This window comes from Streptomyces sp. NPDC056361, from assembly GCF_042262805.1.
Lineage (GTDB): Bacteria > Actinomycetota > Actinomycetes > Streptomycetales > Streptomycetaceae > Streptomyces.
The window spans coordinates 1-9,202 of record NZ_JBHJQI010000220.1 but is presented as its reverse complement, the minus strand read 5'-3'; the positions used below and the strand labels follow the sequence as shown (position 1 = coordinate 9,202).

8 protein-coding genes and 2 pseudogenes are annotated in these 9,202 nt (G+C 74.2%); 3 read left to right on the top strand and 7 right to left on the bottom strand.

Translation table 11 applies throughout. The annotated features are described in order from the left end of the window. A pseudogene (locus tag ACFCY7_RS38250) lies at positions 1–125 on the top strand (Na+/H+ antiporter NhaA); the annotation flags it as partial. Positions 126–155: 30 nt separating this feature from the next. Here ACFCY7_RS38250 and ACFCY7_RS38245 read toward each other — a convergent pair. From ACFCY7_RS38245 to lipB, 4 genes are all read right to left on the bottom strand, one after another. Beyond that, on the bottom strand, positions 156–860 hold the full coding sequence (locus ACFCY7_RS38245) for a DUF4191 domain-containing protein (RefSeq protein ID WP_376490697.1): 705 nt from the start codon (positions 858–860) through the stop codon (positions 156–158). 10 nt (positions 861–870) lie between these two features. Further along, positions 871–1,086: a hypothetical protein gene (locus ACFCY7_RS38240; protein ID WP_367825120.1), complete on the bottom strand. Its 216-nt coding sequence runs from the start codon at positions 1,084–1,086 to the stop codon at positions 871–873. A gap of 287 nt (positions 1,087–1,373) precedes the next feature. Then, complete coding sequence (gene lipA, locus ACFCY7_RS38235; RefSeq protein WP_367825121.1) at positions 1,374–2,342, bottom strand: lipoyl synthase; 969 nt, start codon at positions 2,340–2,342, stop codon at positions 1,374–1,376. Between the two features lie 135 nt (positions 2,343–2,477). After that, on the bottom strand, positions 2,478–3,287 hold the full coding sequence (gene lipB / locus ACFCY7_RS38230; protein ID WP_376490696.1) for a lipoyl(octanoyl) transferase LipB: 810 nt from the start codon (positions 3,285–3,287) through the stop codon (positions 2,478–2,480). Positions 3,288–3,576: 289 nt separating this feature from the next. Between lipB and ACFCY7_RS38225 the strand changes: the two genes are divergently transcribed. Further along, positions 3,577–5,052 (top strand): regulator, encoded by a 1,476-nt coding sequence (locus tag ACFCY7_RS38225; RefSeq protein WP_376490695.1) that lies wholly within the window; start codon positions 3,577–3,579, stop codon positions 5,050–5,052. A 452-nt stretch (positions 5,053–5,504) separates the two neighbouring features. Here ACFCY7_RS38225 and ACFCY7_RS38220 read toward each other — a convergent pair whose 3' ends face one another. Together ACFCY7_RS38220 and ACFCY7_RS38215 are read right to left on the bottom strand one after the other, a co-directional pair. Then, a complete protein-coding gene (locus ACFCY7_RS38220; RefSeq protein ID WP_376490694.1) occupies positions 5,505–6,872 on the bottom strand; it encodes an NAD(P)/FAD-dependent oxidoreductase in 1,368 nt (455 codons plus the stop codon). A gap of 384 nt (positions 6,873–7,256) precedes the next feature. Continuing rightward, a complete protein-coding gene (locus ACFCY7_RS38215) occupies positions 7,257–8,177 on the bottom strand; it encodes a TIGR01777 family oxidoreductase (protein ID WP_376490693.1) in 921 nt (306 codons plus the stop codon). 38 nt (positions 8,178–8,215) lie between these two features. Here ACFCY7_RS38215 and ACFCY7_RS38210 point away from each other — a divergent pair, with 38 nt between their 5' ends. Next, positions 8,216–8,716: a GNAT family N-acetyltransferase gene (locus tag ACFCY7_RS38210; RefSeq protein ID WP_376490692.1), complete on the top strand. Its 501-nt coding sequence runs from the start codon at positions 8,216–8,218 to the stop codon at positions 8,714–8,716. Here the strand turns inward: ACFCY7_RS38210 and ACFCY7_RS38205 are convergent. Then, positions 8,705–9,202: pseudogene (locus ACFCY7_RS38205) on the bottom strand (hypothetical protein); the annotation flags it as partial. The gene ACFCY7_RS38210 and the pseudogene ACFCY7_RS38205 sit on opposite strands and share 12 nt — an antisense overlap.

Genomic DNA, 9,202 nt, shown 5'->3' with positions numbered 1-9,202 from the left:
ACCACCACCTCGACATCCCCTGGCTGGGCCTGAACCTCTCCATCGGCCACTGGGCCTCGGACGGGCTGCTGGCCGTCTTCTTCTTCATCGCGGGCGTCGAACTCAAGCGCGAACTGGTCCGGGGCCTTCCTCGTACGGGGTGCGGAATCGTCGTGTCAGCGCGTCTTTCCGCCGCGCGGCATCCGCATGCCCTTGGGCATCGGACCCTTCGGCAGCGGCATGTTGCTCATCAGGTCGCCCATGGCCCGCAGCCGGTCGTTGGCGGCGGTGACCTGGGGGCCGGTGAGCACCCGGGGCATCTTGAGCATGGTCGTGCGGACCTTCTTCAGCGGCACCTGGCCCTCGCCGTCGCCGACGATGATGTCGTGCACCGGCACGTCCACCACGACGCGGTTCATCCGCTTCTTCTCGGCCGCGAGCAGGGTCTTGACCCGGTTCGGGTTGCCCTCGGCGACCAGCACGATGCCGGCCCGGCCGACCGCGCGGTGCACGACGTCCTGGCTGCGGTTCATCGCGACCGCGGGGGTCGTGGTCCAGCCGCGTCCGACGTTCTGGAGCACCGCCGCGGCAGCGCCCGGCTGGCCTTCCATCTGTCCGAAGGCGGCGCGCTCGGCGCGCCGTCCGAACACGATGGCCGCCGCCAGGAGCGCCAGGACGAATCCCAGGATGCCCAGATAGACCGGATGACCGATGAGGAAGCCGATCCCGAGGAGGGCACCGAGTACGACGATGCCCACGCCCGCGACGACCAGACCGACCTTGGGGTCGGCCTTCCGGGTCATCTGGTACGTGAGGGCGATCTGCTTCAGTCGCCCTTGAGTCGCAGCGTCAGCGCTGCCCGTGTTTGCCTTCCTCGCCATGTCCTGAAGTTTACGTGGCCCGCGAGGTCCGACCGGACGCGGCCTCCATCACATGCTGGGCCTCGACCCGGTCGCGGGCGCGGCGGCGGTCCTCCAGGACGGAGTTCCAGGCGTTGCGCCGGGCGGTGCGCTGTCCGGCGCCGAGGAGCAGCGCCTCCACGGCCTTCAGGGCGTCGGTGACGGACGGGATCGCGGTGACGCGGACGTGCGTCGATGCGGCCGGCATGTCGGGGTCCTCTCTCGATTGCGGGTGAGACGAGGTGGGGGGATGCGAGCGGGTGGTGGCGGTGAGTGAATCCAGGCTCACAGATCGGTGTTACCAGGGCGTGACCCGGTGGTCAAACACTGATGAAACGTTGATGCGGCCGGTCGGACCACTTCGGGAACGCGCGTGCGGCCCGTACGCCCCCGCTGAGCTGCGGGGCCGTACGGGCCGCACCGGATCCGGCCACTACCGGCCGGTAACTACTTGTGCTCGGATTCACACAGGGCGCGGTGCGCCCCGCGTACGCCTCAGACGGCCTGCGTGGCGTTGTCGACCGCGCCGCGCTTCTCGATCGCCTGCTGGAAGAGGCGCCCCGCGCGGTACGAGGAGCGGACCAGCGGGCCCGACATCACGCCGGAGAAGCCGATCTCGTCGGCCTCCTCCTTCAGCTCCACGAACTCCTGCGGCTTCACCCAGCGCTCGACGGGGTGGTGCCGGACGGACGGACGCAGGTACTGGGTGATCGTGATGAGCTCGCAGCCCGCGTCGTGCAGCTGGCGGAGCGCCTCGCTGACCTCCTCGCGGGTCTCGCCCATGCCGAGGATCAGGTTCGACTTCGTGACCAGACCGTAGTCCCGCGCCTTCGTGATGACGTCCAGGGACCGCTCGTAGCGGAAGCCGGGACGGATCCGCTTGAAGATCCGCGGGACCGTCTCCACGTTGTGCGCGAAGACCTCGGGGCGGGAGGCGAAGACCTCCGCCAGGAGCTCCGGCACCGCGTTGAAGTCGGGGGCGAGCAGCTCGACCTTGGTCCGGCCCTCGGCGCGGTCCGCGGTCTGCTGGTGGATCTGGCGCACGGTCTCCGCGTACAGCCAGGCGCCGCCGTCCTCCAGGTCGTCGCGCGCGACGCCCGTGATGGTGGCGTAGTTCAGGTCCATCGTGACGACCGACTCGCCCACGCGGCGCGGCTCGTCACGGTCCAGCGCCTCGGGCTTGCCCGTGTCGATCTGGCAGAAGTCGCAGCGCCGGGTGCACTGGTCACCGCCGATGAGGAAGGTGGCCTCGCGGTCCTCCCAGCACTCGAAGATGTTGGGACAGCCCGCCTCCTGGCAGACCGTGTGCAGACCCTCGCTCTTCACGAGGCTCTGCATCTTCGTGTACTCCGGACCCATCTTCGCGCGGGTCTTGATCCACTCGGGCTTGCGCTCGATGGGGGTCTGGGCGTTCCGGACCTCCAGGCGCAGCATCTTGCGTCCGTCGGGGGCGACTGCGGACACATCGGCTCCTGTAGCTTCGATTCTTCGGCGCACACCAGGGTACGCCGTTGGTTCCCATGCCTTACTACGTCTGGCCAACCTCTGGCCAGGGCCCTGCATTCCTCTGGAGGGTCCTCGGGATTCCTCCCGGGGTCCTCAGGCCGAGGCCGGTTCCACCGGGCGCTCGATCTCGCGGGGCTTCAGCTCCGCGTGCTCCAGGACCTCCCGCAGGTGGCGCTCCACCACCGGCAGCACCTCCTCGATCGTGACGTCCCGGCCCAGCTCGTTGGCGAGCGAGGCCACGCCCGCGTCGCGGATGCCGCACGGGATGATGCGGTCGAACCAGGTGTTGTCCGGGTTCACGTTGAGGGCGAAACCGTGCATGGTGACGCCCTTGGCGACCCGGATGCCGATGGCCGCGAGCTTGCGGTCCTCACGGCGCTGGCCGGCGTTGGACGGGGCGTACTCGGGGCCGTTCAGCCGCGGGTCGAACTCCTCGTCCGTCAGCCGGGGGTCGAAGTCGAGGGACAGCCCGCCGAACGACGGCCGCTGCTCGACCGGGTCGCCGAGCACCCAGACCCCGCTGCGCCCCTCGACCCGCGACGTCTCCACGCCGAACTCGGCGGCCGTGCGGATCAGGGCCTCCTCCAGGCGACGGACGTGCGCGACGACGTCCACCGGACGGGGCAGCTTCATGATCGGATAGCCGACCAGCTGGCCGGGGCCGTGCCAGGTGATCTTCCCGCCGCGGTCCACGTCCACCACCGGCGTCCCGTCCAGCGGGCGCTCGTTCTCCGCCGTGCGCCGCCCCGCCGTGTAGACCGGCGGGTGCTCCAGGAGCAGACAGGTGTCGTCGATCTCGTCGGCGAACCGCGCGGCGTGCACCTCGCGCTGCTTGTCCCAGGCCACCTGGTACTCGACGGCTTCCTCGCCGAACCCAAGGCGGACGAATCGCAGCTCACTCACGGCCATGCCTCCTCCTGGGTGCCGGCGACCGGGGACCGGGGATCATCCCGGGCCGGCTCGGCACCGATGCGTCATTCGCGCCCATGCCACTGTACGGCGGCGACGCGGACACCCCTCCGGCAGGTGACCGGGGGCGCCTACGTCAGCGATGCCGTCAATCCTCACACGATCGGATGAATGTGGGGCGAAGGTGGCGGTACGGGCCGCGGAGACCGCTAAATTCGCGCCGTTCCATGAGGGTCCGACGGGGCTGCCGCCGGGACCCGGAAGGCAGGAGACCGCACAGCTGATGACGGAACGACCACCGCAGCGCATCCCGAACCGCCAGCTCGCCGCGCTCATCGCCGAAGCCGGGTTCTCCAACGCGGGCCTCGCGAGACGGGTCGACCAGCTCGGTCTGGAACACGGCCTCGACCTGCGGTACGACAAGACCTCCGTGACCCGCTGGCTCCGCGGGCAGCAGCCGCGCGGCACCACCCCCGCCCTCATCGCCGAGGTCTTCACCCGCCGACTCGGCCGCCGGCTCTCCGCCCAGGACCTCGGCCTCGACGCCTGCGCGCCGGTCTACGCGGGCCTGGAGTTCGCGGCCACCCCCGAGGAAGCCGTCGACATCGTCAGCGGCCTGTGGCGCAAGGACTCCGGCAGCCACGCCGAACTCCGCAAGATCGCCTTCACCCCCGCCGGCCTCGTCGTCCCCAGCCGCGACTGGCTGATCGGCCGCGCCGACGACCGGGTCGCGCGCGGGGAACCCGCCCCCACCACCACCCGGCCCCCCGCCGGCACGCCCCCGCACGACCCCCGGGTCCCGCCCCAGGGCCGCTTCTCCGTACCCCGCCAGCGCGGCACCGACAGGGGGCCGGGCCAGCGGGTCTCCAGCGGCGACATCGCCGCCCTCCGCTCCGTCGGCGAACTCTTCCGCACCCTCGACCACGCCTACGGCGGCGGCCACGCCCGCCAGGCCCTCGTCCGCTACCTGGAGCACGAGGCCGAGCCGATGCTGCGCGGCACGTACGGCGAGTCCGTCGGCCGCCGCCTCTTCGCCGCCGTCGCCGACCTCACCCGGCTCGCCGGCTGGACGTCGTACGACATCGCCGCCCACGGCCTCGCCCAGCGCTACTTCGTCCAGGCACTGCGCCTCGCCCAGGCCGCCGGGGACCGGGCCTACGGCTCGTACGTGCTCCTCACCATGAGCTGCCAGGCCGTCTACCTCGGCCACGGACGCGAGGCCGTGCAGCTCGCCCGGGTCGCCCAGCAGGGCGTCGGCCCCGCCGCGCCACCCGTCGTCCAGGCGATGCTGCACGCCATCGAGGCCCGCGGACACGCCGTCCTCGGCGAGGCCCGCGCCTGCAGCGCCTCCCTCGTCCGCGCCGAACGCGCCCTCGAAGCGGCCCGGCCCGGCGACGAGGTGCCCTACTGGGCCCGCATGTTCGACGAGGCCCAGCTCGCCGACGAACTCGGCCACTGCCACCGCGACCTCCAGCAGTACCGGCCCGCCGCCCAGCACGCCGAACGCGCCCTCCAACTCCGCGCCCCCGGCTTCGCCCGCAGCCGCCTCTTCTGCCGGGTCGTCCTCGCCACCTCCCGCCTCGCCCTCGGCGAACTCGACCAGGCCTGCGCGCTCGGTGCCGAGGCCGCCCAGCAGGCCTCCGAAATGCGGTCCGCCCGCGCCGTCGAATACGTCCGCGACTTCGAGCGCCGCCTCGAGCCCTACCGCGACGCCGCCGCCGCCCGCACCTACCGCGACCGCGTAGCCACCCTCAACTAACCCACCCCTCCCCGAAACCTGCCACCCCGGGGCCCTGCCCCCGCCCCGGGGCCCTGCCTGCTGACGGGCGCCCTCGCCGCCGGGCAGCACCCGCCGCCCGCCCCTGCGCGGGCCGGCGCCCCGCCGCCCGTTGCGGGGGCCTCGCACCCGCTACCCGCGGCCCGTCCACCTCCGTGTGGGCAATCGTCCCTCCCCCAGACTCCGTCCGGGGGGACCCCCACGCCCCTGCGGAACAGTTGCCCACAACGCGGGGGGCGGCCGGGCGGGCGCGGCCTGCAACACAGGCGGCGGAGGCGCACCCGCAATGCCCGTCGCCCGGGGACGCGGATCGCAACTCCGGGCGCCGGGACGCAGCCCGTGCTCCCGGGTGGCGAGCGCGGCCCGGAACCCGGGCCTCAGGGGCCCAGGGCCCCCGGTCCTGGGGCGCGCGGTCGCCACCCGCGTGCGCGGGGTCAGGCGGCCTGTTCGGGGGCGGGGGTGAGAGGGAGGCCGAGGTCGGTGAGGAGGGCGGTGGCGGCGCGGTGGGCGGAGGTGAGGGCGCCGTGGACGGTGCCGGCGGCACGGTGGTCGCCGCAGACGTAGAGGCCGGCGAGGAGGCGCACGGAGCGCCGGGTGTCGTGCGGGGGCGGCATCGCGGGGACGGCGTCGGGGGTGTGGTGGAGGCCGAGGAGCTCCCATTCGTCGGTGGACGTGCCGTACAGCGTGGCGAGGTGCTTGCGGACGCGCCGTTCGGTGTCGTCGGGGGGCGTGCCGAGCACCGTGGAGGTGATGAGGGCCCGGCCGGCCGGCGCGCGGCTCGGGTCGACGGCGCTCATGACGGCGGTGTGGGCCACGGGCCCGCCGGGGTCGGATTCCAGGATGAGGGTCGGGTCCCCGGTGGGCGCCACGGGCGCGGTGTGGTGGAGGACGGTGACCGGGTGGAAGCCGGGCGTCCGAAGGCCGGGCAGCAGGGCCGCGGCCGACCGGGCCCCGGTCGCGAGGATCATCGAGCGGCAGCCGAACACCCCGTGCTCCGCCGTCGTGACCCGGGAGACGGACGCCTCGGTGACCCGCACGCCGGTGCGGACGGTGCCGGGCGGCAGGGTGGCGGCGAGCCGCTGCGGGAGCGCCGCCGAGCCGCCCTGGGGCGCGGAGAGCCGCCCCCGGGCGAACGCGCGGAGCGCCAGGTCCGCCTGACGGCTGGACGTGCCGAGGTCGGGGTCGGCGAGGAGCGCCGCGAGCAGGGGCCGCAGCACTCCCTGGACGGTCCGGGCGGGCAGCCTGGCCGTGAGGGCCTCGCGGGCGGTCCGCTCCGGGCGGGCGAGCAGCCGTTGCGTCGGGGTCGCGGCGAGCCGGACGAGGGACGCGCCGAGCCGCGCCTGGTCGAGCGAGGCGGCCGGATGACGGGGGGCGCTCGCGAGGGCGCGCGCCACGCTGAACGCTCCCCCCACGCTCCGGTGGCCACCGCTCCGGACCCCGCCGGGGGTCCTGCGGGGGTGCGGTGCGCCCCATCGCGCGTACCGGCCGTCGGTGTGCACGAGCACCCCGGGGCCGTAGGGGCGGAGTGCGAGGCCGTCGAGGCCCGGCATCGTCCGCAGTTCCTCGTGCGACAGGGTGAGCAGGGGGCCCACCCGGTCGAGCAGGAAGCCGTCGACGGTGTCGGTCGCCAGCCGGCCTCCTATCTGCGTCTCCGCCTCCAGGACGGCGACGGAGAGCCCGGCGCCGGTCAGCCGGTGGGCGGCCGTGAGTCCCGCGATGCCGGCTCCCACGATCACGACGTCGACGGTCTCCACGACGTCCGTACGCTGTGCGGTCCTTGCGCTGTCTGCGCTGCTGAGCACGTGCCCCTCCCCAGGTCGGCGCGGCCGGTGGGAGGCCTATGCCCCCAACGGGCCTCCGGAATGCCCGAGTTCGCCGTTCGGGTCGAGCCTAGGCAGCGCTCCCACGGGTGCCAGCCGCGCGCACCGGGGTGCGTGCGGCACGGGGGAGCACAGGGATGCGGAGGCGGGCGTACGGAAGCAGGCCCAGGGAGGCCCGCCTCCGTACGCCGGCCTACGGAAGCAGGTCTACGGAAGCAGGCCTCCGAACGTCGGCCCGCGGAGACAGGCCCGCGGAGACAGGCCTACGGAGGTAGGCCCGCGGAGGTAGGCCCGCGGAGGTAGGCCCGCGGAGGTAGGCCTACGGAAGCAGGCCCAGGGAGGGAGGGCGCGGGAGTCGGGCGCGCGTCAGTGGGTCGCCGCGCGGATCGAGTCGTCGATCGTGGGGAAGGCGAAGTCGAAGCCGGACTCCAACAGGCGTCCGGGGAGGACGCGCTGACTGCCCAGCACGTCCTGGGCGAAGTCGCCGAGGACGATCTTGAGGGCGGCGGCGGGCACGGTGAACAAGGTCGGGCGGCGGAGCACCCGGCCCATCGCCGCCGTCACCTCGCGGTTGGTGACGGGTTCGGGGGCGGTGAGGTTGACGGGGCCGGTGACGGAGGGGGTGTCGACCAGGTGGCGGAGGGCGGCGACCTCGTCGTGGAGGGAGATGTACGACCAGTACTGGCGGCCGTCGCCCATCCGCCCGCCGAGCCCGGCGCGGAAGATCGGGAAGAGCCGTCCCCACGCCCCGCCCTCGCGCGCCACGACGAGGCCGGTACGGGCGTAGGTGACGCGGATGCCGGCCTCTTCGGCGGGGGCGGCGGCGGCCTCCCACTCGACGCAGACCGAGGGCAGGAAGCCGTCGCCGGCGGGTGCGCTCTCGTCGACCGCGCGGTCGCCGGTGTCCCCGTACCAGCCGAGCGCCGTGCCGCAGACGAGCGTCTCCGGCGGGTCGGCGAGCGAGGCGAGCGCCTGGGCGATCGCCGTCGTGCCGAGCACCCGGCTGTCCCGGATCTCCTTCTTGTACGCCTCGTTCCAGCGGCGTTCGCCGACTCCGGCGCCCGCCAGGTGGACGACGGCGTCGACGCCGACGAGCCCGGCGGCGTCGACGTACAGCCGCTTCGGGTCCCATTCGACCTCGTCGGCGGCCCCGGCCGGGCGGCGGACGAGCCGGAGGACGTCGTGGCCGTCGGCGCGCAGGGAGCGGACGAGGGCGGAGCCGATGAGCCCGGAGGCGCCGGTGACGGCGACACGCTTGCGGATGGCGGAACGCTGCATGGGCACCATCCTGCCCTTCCCGCCCGGGGCGTGACACAGTGGCCGCCATGATCGTGCCGGAGACGCACATACGTTCAGCGGGGCCCGACGACGCGGACGCCCTCGGCGCGCTCGACCGGGCCGCCTGGTCGACCCTCCACGCCGTGCAGCCCGCCCCGGCGGAGCCGTACGAGCCCTTCTTCGACGACCGCCACGTGCCGGGGGACTACCTGGTCGCCGTGCGCGGGGGCGTGCTCGTCGGCTACGTCCGGGTGGTGCGGCCGACCCCGCTGGCCGTCAACGCCCACGTCCGCCAGATCCAGGGCCTGGTCGTCGCCGAGGCCGTCCGGGGGCGGGGGGTCGCCAGGGCGCTCCTGAGGGCCGCCGTGGACCGGTCGCGGGAGGACGGCGCGAGGCGGATCACGCTGCGGGTGCTCGGGCACAACGCGCCGGCCCGCGCGCTGTACGCCTCCGAGGGCTTCGCCGTCGAGGGCGTGCTGCCGGGGGAGTTCCTGCTCGACGGGGTGTACGTGGACGATGTCCTGATGGGCCGTTCGCTACTCGGCTGAGTCGCGCAGCAGCCGCATCCCGCCGGTCAGTTCGCGCAGGCAGCGGACCGCGAGGGCGGCCGGGGAGCCCTCGCCGCGCACGGGCGCGCCGGCGTCGGTCCCGTGCCCGGCCCCGGCCCCGACTCCGGCCCCGATGCCGACTCCGGCGTCGGGGCCGCGCCCGGTGGCCGTCCCGTCCCCGGCGGTCGTCCCGTCCCCGGTGTCCGCCCCCGTGCCGGTCTCGGCCCAGCTCTCCAGCGCGATCCGGATGGCGTCCGTGGCCGCGGCCGCCACGAGCCGTACCTCCAGCGGGTCGGCGCCGGGTCCGGCGAGCGCGGCGACGACCTCGCGGAGCCGTTCCTCGGACTCCTGGTTGACCCGGTACCAGACGGCCCGGAGCGCGGGGTCGCGGGTGGCGGCGCGAAGCATCCCGCGGGTCCAGCGCAGGCCCTCGGCGGCGGCCTCGTCCCGGGGGGTGAGCGAGGTGGCGATCGAGCGCTCCAGGAG

Excerpts from the sequence above, each read along its gene's own strand:
- ACFCY7_RS38215 (WP_376490693.1), bottom strand. The coding sequence starts at position 8,177 with ATGGTGCCCATGCAGCGTTCCGCCATCCGCAAGCGTGTCGCCGTCACC.
- ACFCY7_RS38245 (WP_376490697.1), bottom strand. The coding sequence starts at position 860 with ATGGCGAGGAAGGCAAACACGGGCAGCGCTGACGCTGCGACTCAAGGG.
- ACFCY7_RS38225 (WP_376490695.1), top strand. The coding sequence starts at position 3,577 with ATGACGGAACGACCACCGCAGCGCATCCCGAACCGCCAGCTCGCCGCG.
- ACFCY7_RS38240 (WP_367825120.1), bottom strand. The coding sequence starts at position 1,086 with ATGCCGGCCGCATCGACGCACGTCCGCGTCACCGCGATCCCGTCCGTC.
- ACFCY7_RS38210 (WP_376490692.1), top strand. The coding sequence starts at position 8,216 with ATGATCGTGCCGGAGACGCACATACGTTCAGCGGGGCCCGACGACGCG.